Source organism: Paenibacillus sp. YYML68 (genome assembly GCF_027923405.1).
GTDB lineage: Bacteria > Bacillota > Bacilli > Paenibacillales > NBRC-103111 > Paenibacillus_G.
Genome location: NZ_BQYI01000001.1, coordinates 1,660,307 through 1,677,037 on the forward strand (window position 1 = coordinate 1,660,307; position 16,731 = coordinate 1,677,037).

At 48.1% G+C, this 16,731-nt stretch carries 12 protein-coding genes; 9 read left to right on the top strand and 3 right to left on the bottom strand.

Going from position 1 to position 16,731, the window contains the following annotated elements; translation table 11 throughout:
* Positions 1–19 precede the first annotated feature (19 nt).
* From PAE68_RS07355 to PAE68_RS07375, 5 genes are read left to right on the top strand one after another with little or no spacing between them, the layout of a single operon-like run.
* A complete protein-coding gene (locus PAE68_RS07355; RefSeq protein ID WP_281885570.1) occupies positions 20–931 on the top strand; it encodes a carbohydrate ABC transporter permease in 912 nt (303 codons plus the stop codon).
* On the top strand, positions 928–1,755 hold the full coding sequence (locus PAE68_RS07360) for a carbohydrate ABC transporter permease (RefSeq protein WP_281885572.1): 828 nt from the start codon (positions 928–930) through the stop codon (positions 1,753–1,755). The genes PAE68_RS07355 and PAE68_RS07360 overlap by 4 nt, the downstream gene beginning before the upstream one ends.
* Positions 1,755–4,460 (top strand): family 78 glycoside hydrolase catalytic domain, encoded by a 2,706-nt coding sequence (locus tag PAE68_RS07365; RefSeq protein ID WP_479684788.1) that lies wholly within the window; start codon positions 1,755–1,757, stop codon positions 4,458–4,460. The genes PAE68_RS07360 and PAE68_RS07365 overlap by 1 nt, the downstream gene beginning before the upstream one ends.
* A 43-nt stretch (positions 4,461–4,503) precedes the next feature.
* Positions 4,504–6,033 (top strand): sulfatase family protein, encoded by a 1,530-nt coding sequence (locus tag PAE68_RS07370; protein ID WP_281885574.1) that lies wholly within the window; start codon positions 4,504–4,506, stop codon positions 6,031–6,033.
* Positions 6,030–8,702 (top strand): glycosyl hydrolase, encoded by a 2,673-nt coding sequence (locus PAE68_RS07375; protein ID WP_281885576.1) that lies wholly within the window; start codon positions 6,030–6,032, stop codon positions 8,700–8,702. Before PAE68_RS07370 ends, PAE68_RS07375 begins: the two co-directional genes overlap by 4 nt.
* Before the next feature lie 86 nt (positions 8,703–8,788).
* Here PAE68_RS07375 and PAE68_RS07380 read toward each other — a convergent pair whose 3' ends face one another.
* Positions 8,789–9,829, bottom strand: a complete 1,041-nt coding sequence (locus tag PAE68_RS07380) for a LacI family DNA-binding transcriptional regulator (RefSeq protein ID WP_281885578.1) — start codon at positions 9,827–9,829, stop codon at positions 8,789–8,791.
* A 207-nt stretch (positions 9,830–10,036) separates the two neighbouring features.
* Between PAE68_RS07380 and PAE68_RS07385 the strand changes: the two genes are divergently transcribed.
* Both PAE68_RS07385 and PAE68_RS07390 read left to right on the top strand, forming a co-directional pair.
* Positions 10,037–11,383, top strand: a complete 1,347-nt coding sequence (locus PAE68_RS07385; RefSeq protein ID WP_281885580.1) for a sulfatase family protein — start codon at positions 10,037–10,039, stop codon at positions 11,381–11,383.
* Positions 11,384–11,508: 125 nt separating this feature from the next.
* Positions 11,509–12,636, top strand: coding sequence for a C40 family peptidase (locus PAE68_RS07390; RefSeq protein ID WP_281885582.1), 1,128 nt, complete (start codon positions 11,509–11,511; stop codon positions 12,634–12,636).
* 65 nt (positions 12,637–12,701) lie between these two features.
* Here the strand turns inward: PAE68_RS07390 and PAE68_RS07395 are convergent, their stop codons facing one another.
* Together PAE68_RS07395 and moaD are read right to left on the bottom strand one after the other, a co-directional pair.
* Positions 12,702–13,772 (bottom strand): ThiF family adenylyltransferase, encoded by a 1,071-nt coding sequence (locus tag PAE68_RS07395; RefSeq protein WP_281885584.1) that lies wholly within the window; start codon positions 13,770–13,772, stop codon positions 12,702–12,704.
* Positions 13,769–14,488: a molybdopterin converting factor subunit 1 gene (gene moaD, locus PAE68_RS07400; protein ID WP_281885587.1), complete on the bottom strand. Its 720-nt coding sequence runs from the start codon at positions 14,486–14,488 to the stop codon at positions 13,769–13,771. Before moaD ends, PAE68_RS07395 begins: the two co-directional genes overlap by 4 nt.
* Before the next feature lie 161 nt (positions 14,489–14,649).
* On the opposite strand from moaD, the gene PAE68_RS07405 reads away from it, so the two are divergent.
* Positions 14,650–15,189, top strand: a complete 540-nt coding sequence (locus PAE68_RS07405) for a hypothetical protein (RefSeq protein WP_281885589.1) — start codon at positions 14,650–14,652, stop codon at positions 15,187–15,189.
* Between the two features lie 12 nt (positions 15,190–15,201).
* Positions 15,202–16,653 (top strand): bifunctional metallophosphatase/5'-nucleotidase, encoded by a 1,452-nt coding sequence (locus tag PAE68_RS07410; protein ID WP_309299314.1) that lies wholly within the window; start codon positions 15,202–15,204, stop codon positions 16,651–16,653.
* The last annotated feature ends 78 nt before the right edge of the window (positions 16,654–16,731 follow it).

Sequence of the window (16,731 nt, forward strand, 5' to 3'; positions counted from 1 at the left end):
TGGGGTGGGTGAATAATTGATGGCTGCGTCCAAAGGGTATTACAGTCAAGTAAGAAGAGCTTTCGGAAACAGAGATAATTGGTGGGCCTTTTTGTTTCATTTGCCTAACCTTGTTGTTTTTTCTGTCTTTACGCTATTTCCAATCCTATTTGCTATTGTTTTGTCGTTTTATCAATGGAATGTAATAGAGCCTCCCACTTTTGTTGGACTTGATAATTATATCCATTTTTTAAAGGATGATAAAGCAATCACTTCACTTCAATTAAATATTTTGCTAATTGTATATTCTGTGCCGACGGCCGTGGTGATTAGTTTCTTCATGGCTATATTAATTAATCGCAAGCTGGCAGGCATACATCTAATAAGAACTATGTTCTATTTTCCCATAATTATATCACTCGTATCATCGGCATTTATATGGAAATGGATATATTCGAAAAACTTCGGGGTGTTGAATTATGGCTTAGAGTGGTTAGGAATACCGCCTGTGGATTGGCTAGGGGATGACAATGTCGCATTGTTGGCGGTTGCAATCGTAATCATATGGAAGCATATTCCGCCCACTCTCATTATTTATTTAGCTGCTCTACAAAGTGTACCTAAGCATTTATACGAAGCTGCCTCCTTAGATGGTGCAGGAGCTTGGAAAAAGATGATTCATATCACTTGGCCCATGGTCTCCAATGCTACTTTACTATTGTTTATTCTAAATATGATATGGACATTTTTTGGTTCATTTGATGCAATTGCAGTATTAACTGGAGGCGGTCCATATGGTTCCACAGAAATAATTATATATTACTTGTATGAAAAAGCGTTTATGGAGCTGAATATGGGGTATGCATCTGCTCTTGGAATCGTTTTATTCGTCATTTCACTGTTTATAACATGGCTGCAGTTTTCACTGAAAAAAAGAGGTGACAGTAAATGAATATAGAGTTCGTAAAAAAGCAGATCCTCCTTATTTGTTCGTGTCTTCTAGGCTTGGTTATGTTTTTTCCATTTATATGGATGCTTAGTACTTCGTTAAAGCCGTCGGAAGAAGTGTATGTTTTTCCCCCTGAATTTGTACCTTCTTCGATACAATGGAATAATTTTGTGCTGGCATGGGAAGAGCTCGGCATTCAGACTTTTATGAATAGTATTTTTTTCACAGGGGCGATCTTAATCGGCCAAGCTATAATTTGTTTAATGTCTGGATTCGCATTGGCCAAAATTCCAGCAAAAGGTCAGAAGATCTTTTTTGCTTTGCTGTTGATGTCCATGATGGTTCCGAGTCAAGTTAGTCTAGTCCCGTCTTTTATCATAGTCAAACATTTAGATTGGGTGAACACCTATCAAGGACTCATTGTTCCTATTATTGCTCATACAGGATTTGGTACGTTTTTGTTTAGGCAGTTTTTACAGGACGTTCCTGATGAAATAGCTGAATCCGCGAAGATGGACGGCGCAAATTGGTTTACGATATTCGTCACTATTTTTATACCTCTAAGTAAACCTATTATTGCTACGTTCTCCTGTTTAACATTTCTAACTGCATGGAATATGTATTTATGGCCATTAGTGATAACACAAAAAACTGATCTATGGGTACTTACATTAAAACTGGCAGCAATGGGTTCAGAATATACTTCTGCACCATGGAATGTATCAATGGCTGCCAACTTACTGGCTGCTTTACCGGTTATTATTATTTTTTTGTTGGCACAACGATTTTTTGTTGAAAGCTTATCAACCACAGGAATGAAAAACTAATGAGCGTGAGATACGTATGCAATACGTTTGGGGAGACGAATATATTGGGACATAGAGTAGAGAGTGTACGGTGTGAGTATCGAACAAATCCAGTAGGAATCGATGTGAAGTGCCCTAGATTTAGTTGGAAAATGGTTTCTGATAGCCGCAATGTAGTTCAATCGTCTTATCAAATTCAAGTATCTATTAACGATCCGACCTTATCGGCGCTCCATTGGGATACAGGGAAAGTAGAATCCGATCAATCTATACATGTAGTGTACACAGGGCCCGACTTACTCCCTCGAACCAAGTATTATTATCGTGTCAGAGTGTGGTGTAATGCACTGGTGTCTGAATGGAGTGATGTGAATTACTGGGAGACGGGGTTATTGGGGCAGGAAGAGTGGTATGCCCATTGGATTACTGGGGATCTATCACGCGATTCCTCGAATATGGACGCGTGCCTTATGCTTCGCCGTGTATTCACTCTGAAGGGGAAGGTGAAGGATGCACGGTTGTATGCAACTGCATTAGGTCTATATGAGCTTCACCTTAACGGGCGCAGGGTGGGAGATTGGTTATTTACACCCGGATGGACCTCGTACAATAATCGATTACAATATCAAGCCTATGAGGTTACCGAATTATTGAAGACGGAAGTAAATGCTATCGGTGCCCTTCTAGGGAATGGTTGGTATAAAGGAAATTTGGCCTTTGCCGAACAAAGAAATATTTATGGGAAGCAATTGGCATTATTGTGCCAGTTGCATATCACCTATGAAGATGGCACTGAGGATATGGTTATATCTGATGATCAGTGGAAATCAGCAACTGGCCCCTTATTATTCTCTGAGATATACCACGGTGAAACCTACGATGCGCGATTAGCAAGGAACGGGTGGAATGAGGCGGAGGGTCTCGATTCTGATTGGGCAGGAACCCAAATTATCGATCATCCTAAAGACATATTGATAGCTCAAGAACATATGCCCACACGTATTATTCAAGAAATAAAGCCCGTTTCCATGATACACACGCCTTCAGGTGAAACCGTACTAGATATAGGACAAAACATGGTAGGCTGGGTTCATTTTAAGGTACAAGGGGAACGTGGACGAACCATTACATTGCAACATGCAGAAGTGCTTGATCGCAACGGAGAATTCTATGTAGGTAATTTGAGGAATGCCAAGCAAACGATAAATTATGTGCTAAAGGGAGGGGAAGAGGAGGAGTACGAGCCTCATTTTTCTTACCAGGGATTTCGTTACGTGAAGGTTGAGGGATGGCCGGGAGAGCTAGACTTGCAGGACTTCACAGCCAAAGTGATTCATACCGATAATGAGATAACAGGGACATTCGAATGCTCGGATCATATGCTCAATCAGCTACAGCACAACATTGTGTGGGGCCAGAGAGGTAACTTTCTTGATGTGCCCACAGACTGCCCTCAAAGAGACGAAAGACTGGGCTGGACAGGAGACGCTCATGTTTTTATGCGGACAGCGTCGTTCAACATGAATACAGCGTTATTCTTTACGAAGTGGCTGCGAGACTTGAAGGCTGACCAGCTTCCAAGCGGTGGAGTGCCTCATGTCATTCCACATGTACTACGGGAGGAAGACCATTCTTCATCAGCCTGGGGTGATGCTGCGGTTATATGCCCATGGACACTCTATGTCTGTTATGGAGATGTAAGAATTCTGGAGGAACAATATGAAAGCATGAAGGCATGGGTAGAGTATATACGAAATCAAGGCGATAATGAGTATCTTTGGAATACAGGCTTTCACTTTGGCGATTGGCTTGGATTGGATGCGAAAGAAGATAGTTATGAGGGCGCAACTCCGAAGGATCTAATCGCAACTGCATTCTACGCTTATTCAACTAAGTTAGTGAAAGAGACAGCTCAAATCCTCAGTCATACCGAAGATGTAGTCAAGTATGAACGACTGTACCAGCAAATAATCGAACATTTCAGTAGTGAGTTTGTTTCGCCTAATGGAAGATTGGTATCTCATACTCAGACTGCGCATGTGTTGGCTCTAATGTTCGATGTTCTTAAAGTAAAGGATCGGCAAAGAGTGGCGGACACATTAGCTAAATTAATCATTGATAATAAGGTACATCTATCAACGGGGTTTGTGGGAACGCCTTATTTATGCCATGTATTGTCACGGTTTGGCTACGTAGATCTCGCTTATCAATTAGTGTTGCAAAAGGACTACCCTTCATGGCTATATTCCATAAGTAAGGGGGCGACAACGATCTGGGAGCATTGGGACGGAATCAAAGAAGACGGCTCTTTCTGGAGTGACGATATGAATTCGTTCAACCATTATGCGTATGGTGCGGTTGGCGATTGGCTTTATCGAACCGTAGCTGGTATTGATACATCGATAGATCGGCCTGGATATAAGCATATTGTAATATGTCCTAGCTTTGGAACAGAATTAAGCTGGGTCAACGCCAGTTATGATAGCATGTATGGTACAATTCACTCCAAGTGGATGAAGCTGCCTGACGGTATGCAGATCTATATCTCAATTCCGCCCAACACTGATGCAACGGTACGATTTAGCGGAGTAAGCAGAGTGGAGCAAATAAGGGAAAGTGATTCGGCGATACCGGAAATGGAAGGCTTATTGGACTGGGGTCTTAACGATGGGCATGTCGAATTGCGAGTAGGATCGGGTCATTATCACTTTACGATTGAGCATTGATCACATATATCGAGGTATATATTAGGATGAGGAGGCGGTTGACGTGCGACCGAATATTATTTTTTTGATGACGGACCAACAGCGCTGGGACTGCATTGGAAGGTACAATAAGTATATTCATACCCCTACTATCGACAAGCTGGCGGATGAGGGGATCGTTTACAGCCAGGCGGTTTGCCAAGCACCGATGTGTGTACCAAGCCGCTACTCGATGATGTATGGTCTATATCCATCGCAGCTTGGGATTCGCACGAATTCGGGCGGTATTACGAATGAAGAACTGTTGCCTGTTGACCCACTCCCGGAGCTTATGCGCCAAGCTGGTTATCAGACCGCAGGGTTTGGCAAGACCCACTGGAATCATAATACTAAGGAGGTTCCCGAACCGTCCGCCCGAGGCTTTGAGCATCGCGCGATTGGATTAACTCGTGAGAGCGGACATTACGAACAAGGTGCTGTCATGATGGGGGATTCGCATCCAGAGCGACTTCAGGCGTATACAGAAGAGACGAACAATTACGGTGACGGCGAAGAGAATGCTAATGGATATATTGGCTGTACCAGTATGATTCCAATGAACTATCATCGCGATGGATGGGTCGCTGAGCAATGCTTACAGTTTATCGAGGATGGCGGGATTGATTCAGAACGGCCGCTGTTTCTGTATTTGTCATTTTTAAAACCACATGCGGGCTATAATGTCCCAAAACAATTCGAGGAGCTCTATCGTCTGGAGGATATTCCTGACATCCAGCAGCCACCCTGGGAGACGGAGTCGGATACGCACCTTGCGGCAACGGATGCACTTAATCAGGGAAGCCTAAATGATTATCGCGAGAAGCGTGACGCTTGGGAAGCGATGAGCCCACTCGAACGACGCCAGTCCACGTTAAGGTATTGGGCGAACTGCTCATGGCTGGATCATTATTTCGGTCAAGTATTGGAGCGATTGCGAGAACGGGGAGTACTGGATCATGCGTTGATCGTATTCTGCTCGGATCATGGAGAGATGCTCAGCGAGCGCCGCTTCCGTTTTTCCAAGTATTGCTTGTATGACAGCAGCGTGCGTGTACCTCTCCTTCTATCGGGTTCTTATATTGCCGAGGATCAACGCGGGACGACGGATGAACGTATGGCCGAGCTGATTGATCTCGTGCCTACGCTGTCTAACGTGGCGGGCTTGCCACGAAATTTGATGCTGCCCGGACTCGATTTGCTCGGTCAGGAGGTACGAAGCGGGACATTCTGTGAATTTCATGGCAAAGGAGTACCTGTTCATTCCGCTCCGGCGTATATGTGGAGGACTAAGGAATGGAAGTTGATTATGTACCTGGATGGGGCGATCGGCAATCCTCTGTCCAATCATCAGGAAGCGTTCGGAGAACTGTATGATCTGATCAATGACCCTAATGAGTGGAATAATGTATACTCTGATGATGCCTATGCTCGGATACGGGAACGGTTGAAGACAGACCTGTTGATGCATCTGGCGGTCGCATGGGCGAAGGCCCCGGCTTTTTATGATAGAAGGGGATTGGTTGGTTTGAAGCCATATAGAGGTAACCTCATATGAACGGATATACGAATCTGAAAGCGCAATTTACGTCAGCTTCACCCCCGCGCAGTTTATTCCCTCTGCTGTGGTTGCATGGTGATCCCCGGGAGACAGAAGCTGTCATTCGTCAAGAGATTGCCGCCATGGACGAAGGGGGATGCGGTGGATTTATTATTGAATCACGTCCGCATTGTGATTATTTAGGTGAGGGCTGGTGGAGGGATCTTGACATCTGTCTTGATGAAGCTCAGAAACGAGGCATGAAGGTATGGATATTTGATGAAGAGTACTATCCTTCGGGTATTGCAGGAGGTAAAGTGCTGCAGAGGATGCCTGAAGGTCGAATGAAGGTGCTCGTCAGGGACACTAGAAGGTGGAATGCTTCGGAGGCTGCGTTTCATAAGACGGATTATAATGATATGGACACGATATGCAAATGTGTATGTGTGCCTGAAACGGACGGTAAACCACAATGGACGCGTTCTGTGCGCTTCGATGAAGTAGATGATTTGTTGTCGTGGCAGTCCACAGAACGGAATGAGCCAGCATCCTGGCTCATTCATGTCATTGGTCTCAAGCCATCTTGGAGCGGTCGAATGTTTGATAAGATGGTGGATTATATCGATCCACAAATCACTGACTGCTTTATTGCGATAACCTATGAAGAGACTAAGGCTCGATTCGGTCATCTATTTGGAACGGTAATCCAAGGGTTCTTTGGCGACGAAACAAGCTTTGAAAATTTCGCTTCCTATGATGTCCTGTTTGGGGAAGACACTCCTTGTATGCCGTGGACCCGGTCTATGCGTGAAGCTTTCTTCGAAATGAAAGGATATGACTTGTTTGATGAGCTGGAGTGGCTCTGGTACGAGCATGCTGACGGTCGTGACGCAAGGGTGCGGTTCGACTTTATGGACGTAATTACCCGACTATTCTCTCAGCATTTTTTTGCCAAAATCCAAGCCTGGTGTCATGCAGAAGGCGTTAGTTTTATTGGACATGTTGTGGAGGACAATCAAGCACATATGCACCACGGCTATGGAGTGGGTCATTACTTTCGTACTACCCGTCACTTTGATATGGGAGGCTATGATTTCGTCCTGCGTCAGGTGGACTCGGAGCAAAAGCTGGAGCCTTATGTGGAAAACTATCCTCAATTTTCTCAGTATCGAGAAGCCTCGAATCCTGATTTCTTCCAGTACACACTGGGAAAGCTGGCACAATCCCAAGCTCATCTTGAAATCGGAACCGATTTAGTGATGTGCGAGAATTTTGGTGCTTATGGCTGGGACCTTGGACTTCGAGAGATGAAATGGCTGACGGACTGGATGACCGCGCGCGGTACGAACTGGTATGTTCCACATGCATTCTCTCCGATCTTTCCTGACGACGATTGTCCGCCGCACTTTTATGCTGGGGGGCGTAACCCGCAATGGAGCTTCTTCAGGAAATGGGCTGATTATGCGAACCGATCCTGTCTCATGCTGAAGGAAGCGGAGCACGTGTCAAGGATCGCTGTATTGTATCCGGCTGAATCACACTGGGCCGGAGATGAGACTTTGCTTGATCAGGTTGCCAAAGTATTGATGCAGCAGCAATATGATTTTGACATTCTTTCCATGGATTTATTAATGGATCGTGAACGGTGTCATCTTGTAGAAGGGAAGCTATGCATTGCCCAGCATCAGTTCTCATGTATATTGCTGCCCGGAATCGAAACTGTGCCGCTCGAGGTGCTTGAGCGTCTGCTGGAATTTCGTGATTCCGGTGGACTTCTACTTGAGGTCGAGCTCAGCTTGAAGAAGGATTGCCGTGGACGTCACGATCTTATTCAATCACGACTTGCATCGATAAATGAGAGGGAAGGTCCTATTAGTCTAAGTAGCTTGACTGACAGGCTGAACCAGCATTCAGGCTTGAGAAGCTTACAGCTAGGCCATTCTTTCCCTGAGCTCCGATACTGTCACTATCAGCGAGAAGGTCTTGATATGTTCTTTTTGAATAACGAGAGCGTACAGCTGATATTCGAGGATGAAGTTATTTTCTGCGCTTCCGGAACCCCGGAATTATGGGATGCGATGAGTGGAACAGTCATTCCACTGTCTGGATATGAACAACGCGAAGGGAACACGGCTATTCCGATGCGACTGGCCCCATATGAGGCAATATTCGTAGTATTCCACTCGGATGGCGGAGACGGTCTCGAGGTACGAAGCTCGAGTACCAGCCTCGAGCATAGGTCTGAAGCATACAACTATCCGCTCACCGACTGGAGTAGTATTCATAGCAGCAGTTCGGTTGCTCCCTTGCACGATGGGCACTCCCTGCCCGCTCCTGGAAATTGGATGGAGCAAGACGGGTTCGAATCATTTAGTGGTACGATTACTTATGCATGCAGCTTTACGCTGGATACGAGTGTATTGGAGCGGATTGATCAGAGTCACGCACGTGTAGACCTTGGTGAAGTGCATGAAACGGCTGTATTGTCAATCAACAGCTATCAGCTGCCTTCTAAAATTTGCCCTCCCTATGCTTGGGAGGTGCCACGAGATTTTTTTCAAGAGGGAACTAATACGCTTGTCCTGGAGGTAACGAACACTCTTGGCGCTTCTGTTCGTAGTACCTTTAATCGAAAGACTCCGGCTCCTTCCGGCTGGATAGGTCCTGCCATGTTAGTGATATCGTAGAGAGCGATGGGACATGCGGAAGGGACTGCCCCTAGATCGAGTTCGACCTTATGGGGCAGATTTCCTCTGGATAATACAGTTACTGCTCAAGGCTCTAACGGTTTTGTTGAGCCGCAGCTATTCCGAATGAAGAGTTCGCTGGGGATAATTATATTTTGTGGATGAAAATTTCTTTTGTTATGTTTGATTTGTTTTAATAATAGACGAGCTGCTTCCTTACCTATCTGGTACAGTTCCGTAGAGATGGAGGTGATTTGATGCTTCTTAGCGATATCTGAATTCTCAAAGCTTACTAAAGCCAGATCATTAGGGATGCTAAGTCCGAATTCAGTACAGTATTGTAACACACCTAGAGCTTGAATATCTCTTCCTGTAATTACTGCGGTTGGAGGTTTTTTCAACGAAAAAAATGATCGCATGGCCTCATAACCACTTTCTTCTCTTGTATCACCTATATAAAAATAACGATGATCGATCTTGATATGGTTGTCTTGCATGGCCGCCTTATAGCCTTGGTATCGGTCCTCCGAAAGAAGATAATCTAGAGAACCAGGACTGATGAAGGCGATCTCCTTATGGCCCAGTTGAATAAGATGTAGTGTATTTCGATAACTGATCTCGAAATTATCCACATTAACGGTATTCATAGTCATATTATTTATGGGAGGTCCCATAAAGACAAAAGGGTAGTTGTTCTGTGACAAATAGGAAATGGGCTCGATATGATCTGAAGGACTGAAAAATAAAAAACCATCAACCGTTTTTGATTTTGCCAACGACTCAATTTTCGAATGGCTTGATGAAGCATGATCCCAAGAGAGCAAGAGGTTATAGTTATGCTCGTCTATGACTTCACCGATGCCTTGAAGCATATCGTTTAACAACGTATTGCCCATAAACTTGAATATATTTGATTTGGGATTTGGAATGTGTAGACAGATCGAATAGGTTTTGTTGGTAACGAGACTGCGAGCAGAGGAGCTTGGTACATAATTTAATCGATCTACAGCCTCCATTATACGTTTTTTCGTCTCCTCAGCGACTGGAGCGGTTCCGTTTAATGCGAAAGATACTGTAGATATGCTCACATTGGCTTCTCTTGCAATATCTTTAATTGTGGTCTTCATTATTGTCATTCCCTTCCATGTGCCTGTCATTTCAAGCTGTGTGAGTGGAGTACGTATAGCGGTAAAAACGTTTTATATATTGTATCTTAATTCATGCCCGAGTAACAAGCCGTTGAATGTAAATAGGTAGAACGTAGAAGGTGGACAGTCGTTTTGAACTAGTGATGTGTCATGTTGAATATTTATGATGATAAGGGGGATTGTGCGATGAATGGTGTAAAGCCCAACGTCGTCTATATTTTCAGTGATCAGCATCGAGCTGAAGCCGTGGGGTATGAGAATCATCCTGATGTTAAGACTCCGAACATGGATCAATTAGCTCAACAAGCGCTTCGATTTACTACAGCTGTATCTTGTATGCCCGTATGCGCGCCATATCGGGCGAGCTTAATGACGGGGCAATATCCATTGACTCATGGCGTGTTTGTTAATGATGTTCAACTTAGCAATACAGCCGTGTCTTTAGGGCAAGCCTTTCAAGCGGGAGGCTATCATACAGCTTACATTGGAAAGTGGCATTTAGACGGTCCCAATAGAAGTGCATTCATTCCCGTGGAAAGAAGACAAGGCTTTGATCATTGGTGTGTGCTGAATTGTACGCATGATTACAATACATCCAACTATTATGATAATGAGGACCAATTTAAGCAGTGGGAAGGTTACGATGCATTCGCGCAGACGAAAGAAGCGCAGCGCTATATTTCTCAATATAAGGACGACAAGCCATTTATTCTTGTGCTCTCCTGGGGGCCGCCACACAATCCTTATGAAACTGCACCGAAAGCTTACCGAGATATGTATGATCCCCAGCAATTAACCTTGAGAGGCAACATACCACACGCCGATGAAGAAAAGGCTAGAGAAGAATTGGCAGGTTACTACTCACATATTACAGCCTTGGACGATTGCCTCGGAAGCTTAATGGAAACGATAACAGAAAAAGGGATATTGAACGATACCATTGTTATATATACCTCGGATCACGGTGACATGCTCTACTCTCATGGAGAAATTCGGAAGCAAAGACCTTGGGACGAATCCATACGAGTACCCTTCTTGCTTCATTATCCACGTGAATTCGGTAATAAGGCAAAGGAAATTAGCATCCCGTTCAATACACCAGACATTATGCCCACTCTGCTGGGGTTATGCGGGTTGACTATTCCCGAAACCGTGGAGGGGACGAACTTCACACCGCATCTTCTTGGAGAAGAAACATTGCACATTGAGGAAGCCTTAATAATGTGCCCCCATCCATTCGGTGAGTATAAACGAATTCAGAATGGAAGAGAATACCGAGGGATACGGACAGAACGTTATACCTACGTTAAGGATTTGAAGGGTCCGTGGCTGTTGTATGACAATAAAGTGGATCCACTGCAACTACATAATTTGGTTGATCTTCATGAATACGAGCAGCTTCAAAAAGACCTGGACCTAAGATTAATGAGCCTATTGAAACAGCGCGATGACGATTTTTTACCCGGAGAGGCTTACATTGACAGGTGGGGATATGAAGTTGATCAGAATGGGACAGTTCCGTTCGTGCTGTAAGGCTTGAATAGGATTAATGTGGCTTAGGCTGATGTCGTTAATTCTCGTCGTTCCATGCATATCCCCCTCCTTGTTGTCTCAAGCTATAGGCAGACCACTAAATGAGACAACAAGGAGTCGTGAACATGAAGAAGAGAAGCTATTCGTTACTTGCAGCCGCTGTAGCAATGACTATGCTCGTTACGTCGAGCGGCTGCGGACAAATCTCGAAGGAGCAGCGTCTGACGCAGCAGGATGTCCCGAATCGGGAGCATCAGAATGCAGATCGTCAGCTGAGCGAGCAGCTGAACGGGAAGTCGACTGCGCTCGGACAAGGCAGTACGATCAACATGCTGGGTAATCAAGAGACGCTGAGAATTCCGTTCGTGAATGTAGGCGGCGTCGATTATGTCGCGGGGTCGGAGCTGGCGAACGGGCTTGATTTTCTAAGCAAGTGGGAGAAGGATACGAATACATTCATGTTCGGCGACAACGATGCGGCGTACGAGCTGAAGTCGAACAGTACGACGGTGACTCGTGGTGACGAGCAGACGACGATCAGTCAAGCCCCGATCGTTCATAATTCTCAGCTGTTAATCCCTGTGTCTGCGCTGTCGTTCTTGCTTGCGGACGATTTCGATTACACCGTTGAGAATAAGGCTCTCGTAGTGAAGGCGAGCGGCGCGGCGGTTAACGGCTCGATTGACGGTCCTGACGAGGTGAACACAGGCGGAGAGCTGGAATTCGGCGATGACCCGAGCGATCCGTTCAAGGGTGAAGAGGGCACAGTTGATGAATCGGAGCCCATGATGCTGCCGATCGGCGCCGACGATACAGTCTGGTCCGATGAGGATGCCATCCCCGTATTGAAGAATATTAACATCAACGCGATGATTGCGCGTGCGAAGCGATATCTCGGTGTTAAATATGACTTTGGAGCGAAGCCGTACCCGCAGTCTGGTGTTTTTGATTGTTCGACGTTCGTCCAGTATGTGTATGGGAAATACGGCATCACGTTCCCGCGTACGTCGCGGGCGCAGGCGAAGAAGGGGACGACGGTTAGTCGCAAAAGCTTGCGCAAGGGCGACCTGCTCTATTTCTACGTTCCTGGGCGCTTCAAGAGCAATAAGATTGTCGGACACGTCGGTATCTACATCGGAAACCAAGTGATGATTCATTCGTCGCCGCAGCCGAAGGATGGTGTACAGCTGACGAATATCAACAAAGCGTATTGGAAAGAGACGTTCCTGTTTGCCAAGCGTGTGGCGTACTAGACGGGAGAGTGAAAAAAAGTGCCGCGTCGATCCAGCGATTGACTGCGGCACTTTGTAATTGTTCACTACATCCCAATGTATCGACTGTACAAGCTCTTGGCTGTAACAGGATCGTCGGTGCCTTGTACAATTAATCGTCCGTCCGGGAAGAGGACCAGCGTCAGCTCGTCGCTCACGTGCAGCTTCAATAAGAATGGATTGCGTTCGACGCGGCCGACTGGACGCAGCTTCTGCTCCCACTCGTCGAGTGACAGGCTCATCGGCTGTCTGGGCTGAATCTGGACCGAGTTGCGTCCGCACATCGATTGGATCGTATCTTCATCGATGCTGGCATCCAAGTATTCGAAGCGGCGTTCGCCGCAGCATGGACAGCTCTCCTTACGCGCCTTGGACACATCGACAGCAGAGTAATGGTTGTACCATACGTCCCAGTGTACCATCTTGCGGTTGCGGGCTTCGTCTGCACCGACGAGCAGCTTGAACGCCTCGGTAGCTTGATGAGATGCCACCGTATGGATTAGCGGTCCGATGACTCCAGCCGTGTCGCACGTCTCAGCCGTGCCTTGGGCTGGCGGCTGTCCGAACAGGCAGCGCAGACATGGAGTGACACCCGGAACTATGGTAAGCGATACGCCGCGGGAGCTGACGGCACCGCCATAGATCCACGGAATGCCAAGCTTGACACTGACATCGTTAATGAGAAAGCGAACGGAGAAATTGTCCGTACCGTCGAGTATGAGATCGACGTCGCCAAGCAGCTCCTCCGCATTAATGGCGTTCAGGTCGGCGACAATCGGCTCGATCGTGATACTAGAGTTCGATGCACGAAGGCGAGCTGCGCCTGCCTCGGCCTTCGGCGAGGAGGCGGCAGCATCCTGCTCGTCATACAGCATCTGCCGCTGCAGGTTGCTGCGCTCGACGAAATCGCGATCAATGATGCGGACGAACCCGATGCCTGCCCGAACGACGTGGTTGGCAAGCACTGTACCGAGCGCTCCCATGCCGACGATGGCGACGCGGGCTTGGAGCAGCTTCAGCTGGCCGTCTTCGCCGATTGGCTGGAACAGCATTTGTCTCGAATACCGCTCACGATCTATGGTTATGTGCTCCTGCGGAGCTAATGTCGAATCATTCATTGCTCGTTCAAGCCTCCTTCACGTGCTACAGGTGCTAGCGGGTTCCATGGACCCGTCTGATGCCCCTTCCACTCCGAGCCGTCCTCCCAGCGCTCCCGCTTCCAGATCGGTACGACCTGCTTCAGTCTCTCGATCGCATACCGATTCGCCTCGTAGACGGCATCGCGATGTGGGGACGATACGGCTATGACGACGCTGATCTCGCCGACAGCAACAGGACCGAGCCGATGGGTAACTGCGCACAGCGTACCCGGCCAGCGCTCCTTAATCTCGTCGACTAATTGCTCCAGCTTACGGATCGCCATCGGCTCATAAGCCTCGTACTCCAGCAGCAGCGTACGCTGTCCGTTCGTCCATTCACGGGTCGTCCCGATGAAGCATAGACTTGCGCCATGATTCGGATGGAGCACCTTGGCAGTTACTTGATCCGGTATGATAGGCTCATACGTAAGCTCGGCCCATTCAGGCTCTCCTCCAGATACAGGAGGAATGATCGCGACCTCGTCGTTCTCGTGTATAGGCGCGTCCTCAGCTGCATATTCTTGATTTATCGCAACATAAGCAGTGGCTAGCACGCCTCTAGCTTGTGGATGGCGCTGGGCTAGCAACGTCTTCAGTTCAGTAACGCTCAGCGTATGTTGCTCCGTATCCACCTCGATGTAACGGGCGCCCATGACGTCCGCTAAGCCGGCAAACAGCAGCACCTTCAGCTTCATGATCTCATCACTCCGGGTCACTTGTTGTACGATAGATGCAGCAGCTTGAGTCTGCTGCGTTCGATTATATCCCAGCATACCATAATTGAAGGCAAAAGTGATATAATGGCAACAAAGCTGCTTATGCTGCGGCAAACTGGAAATGATGAGAGACGGGGGACGTGAAGCTAGTGAAGCAAGTGGAAATTATGATGGAGGACGAACGTTTAGGAAGGCAAACGTATCAATCCGCGGCCGAGCTAGCTGAGCTGGGGCCTGCTGTTGCAGACCTGAGCGCGAGGCTGGAGAAGGTAAACGGATATGCGATCGATTGGAACGAGTGGTACGCTCGCTGGTGCGCTCAGCATAAGGCTGGCCAGGAGCAGACAAAGCAGGAGCAGACAGGCTCGGAGGCGAAGCAGGAGGCTGCTCCTACACATCTTCAAGTAACAGCGGTCGATGAGTTTCGGGCGCTCATTCCGTGGAAGCAGCTGACCGATGCGTTCATCGTCTATGCGAAGGAGGATGGGACACCGCTGGATAAGGGGTTTCCGATGCGGCTCTACGTGCCCCATGGCAGCAGTGACTGCTTACACGTTAAGGGGGTAGTCAGCCTTCGTGTGCTATACAATCCAGCTCTTGGCGAGCAGGCGGAGTATGGCTTCCTCAACACGATAAGCCCGGAGCAGCTATTCGGCGGCGCAGGGCGCGGCAAGGAATAAGGTCGAAGGCAGGTGCTTCACATTACGGAGGAATCGATTAAGCTTCGAATAATACATACGAACGATATACATAGCCATTTTGAGCAAATGCCGCATATGGCCTCCTGGATTCGAAGTCTGAAGGAGGATGCAGGCGCAGAGCATACCGTTGTGCTGGACATTGGCGATCACATCGACCGTATGCGTCCGGAGACAGAGGGCACCGAAGGAATGGCGAATGTCGCGGTGCTGAATGCAAGCGGCTATGACGCCATTACTCTTGGCAACAATGAAGGGCTGACGTACACGTCTGAGGTGCTGGAGAAGCTGTATGGTCAGCAGGCCAAGTGCCAGGTTGTGCTCGCCAATCTTCTCGAGCGTACGACCGGCGACGTACCGAGCTGGATGAAGCGATGGCACATCTTGGAGAAGTCCGGCATCCGGATCGGCCTCGTTGGCGTTACGGCTCCATTCACCGAGTTCTACAGGCTGCTTGGCTGGGACGTTACAGATCCATTCGATGCGGTGCGAGAAGCGGTTCATCAGCTGCGTCCGATCACCGACGTCATTATCGTTATGTCTCATCTAGGCATTCGCAGTGATGAGAGGCTTGCGGAGGAGATTCCCGGCATACATGTCATTCTAGGCGGGCACACACATCATCTGCTCACCGAGCCGCTGTATGCTGGAGGAGCCTGGATATGTGCAACTGGTAAGTTCGGGCAGTACGTCGGCTCTGTCGATCTGCAAATAGACCGCTCCACCGGCAAGGTGGAGCTGATTGGTACGGTTGTTCATCCATCTCAGGAGGCGCGTCCGGACCCGGAGCTACTGTCCATCGTGGATGCTTATCGCAAGCAGTCCAAGGAGGCGCTCTCGCGAGAGGTCGTCACGCTTGATCGTGACATGCCGGCAGACTGGTACGGCGAATCACCGCTTGGCAACCTGCTCGCAGAGGGGCTGCGCGAGCGGGCCGGTGCGCAGATCGGCCTCGTTAATGCAGGGCAGCTGCTAGGAGGGCCGCCGCAGGGGCCGGTAACGGCAGGCTCCCTGCTGCAGCTATGCCCTTCTCCGATCAACCCATGCCGAATGACGCTGACAGGAGAGCAGATCTGGCAGGCGCTGGAGGAAAGTCTGCTTCCCGAATTTATGGGCAAGCCGCTGTACGGCTTCGGCTTCCGCGGGAAGGTGCTCGGCACGCTGTGCCTCGCGGGGATCGTTGTCGAGTATGATCACGCGAGACCGCCTTATTCGAAGCTCGTATCGGTCTTCGTCGGGAATGAGCAGCTGCAGTTGGAACGCTCGTACTCTGTAGGAACGATTGACATGTTCACCTTCGGTATCGGCTATATGAGCATTGGGCAAGGCACCGATGTCGAATATTATTTGCCCGAATTTATTCGTGACATCCTGCTGGAACGTCTGCGGAGCCCGCAGGCGCTTGCGGAGAGCGCCTTGAAGCGATGGCGTTCGATGCCTGTTTAGCTTCATACAGTTCGACAGACAAGCCTGGTGAGGCTTGTCTGTTTGTGCAAAAAAATATGAAAAGTAAGCGCCAACATG

What these genes read in the sequence shown, in the direction of transcription:
- PAE68_RS07355 (WP_281885570.1), top strand. Translation starts at nt 20, where the DNA reads ATGGCTGCGTCCAAAGGGTATTACAGTCAAGTAAGAAGAGCTTTCGGA.
- PAE68_RS07360 (WP_281885572.1), top strand. Translation starts at nt 928, where the DNA reads ATGAATATAGAGTTCGTAAAAAAGCAGATCCTCCTTATTTGTTCGTGT.
- PAE68_RS07365 (WP_479684788.1), top strand. Translation starts at nt 1,755, where the DNA reads ATGAGCGTGAGATACGTATGCAATACGTTTGGGGAGACGAATATATTG.
- PAE68_RS07375 (WP_281885576.1), top strand. Translation starts at nt 6,030, where the DNA reads ATGAACGGATATACGAATCTGAAAGCGCAATTTACGTCAGCTTCACCC.
- PAE68_RS07380 (WP_281885578.1), bottom strand. Translation starts at nt 9,829, where the DNA reads ATGAAGACCACAATTAAAGATATTGCAAGAGAAGCCAATGTGAGCATA.
- PAE68_RS07385 (WP_281885580.1), top strand. Translation starts at nt 10,037, where the DNA reads ATGAATGGTGTAAAGCCCAACGTCGTCTATATTTTCAGTGATCAGCAT.
- PAE68_RS07390 (WP_281885582.1), top strand. Translation starts at nt 11,509, where the DNA reads ATGAAGAAGAGAAGCTATTCGTTACTTGCAGCCGCTGTAGCAATGACT.
- PAE68_RS07395 (WP_281885584.1), bottom strand. Translation starts at nt 13,772, where the DNA reads ATGAATGATTCGACATTAGCTCCGCAGGAGCACATAACCATAGATCGT.
- moaD (WP_281885587.1), bottom strand. Translation starts at nt 14,488, where the DNA reads ATGAAGCTGAAGGTGCTGCTGTTTGCCGGCTTAGCGGACGTCATGGGC.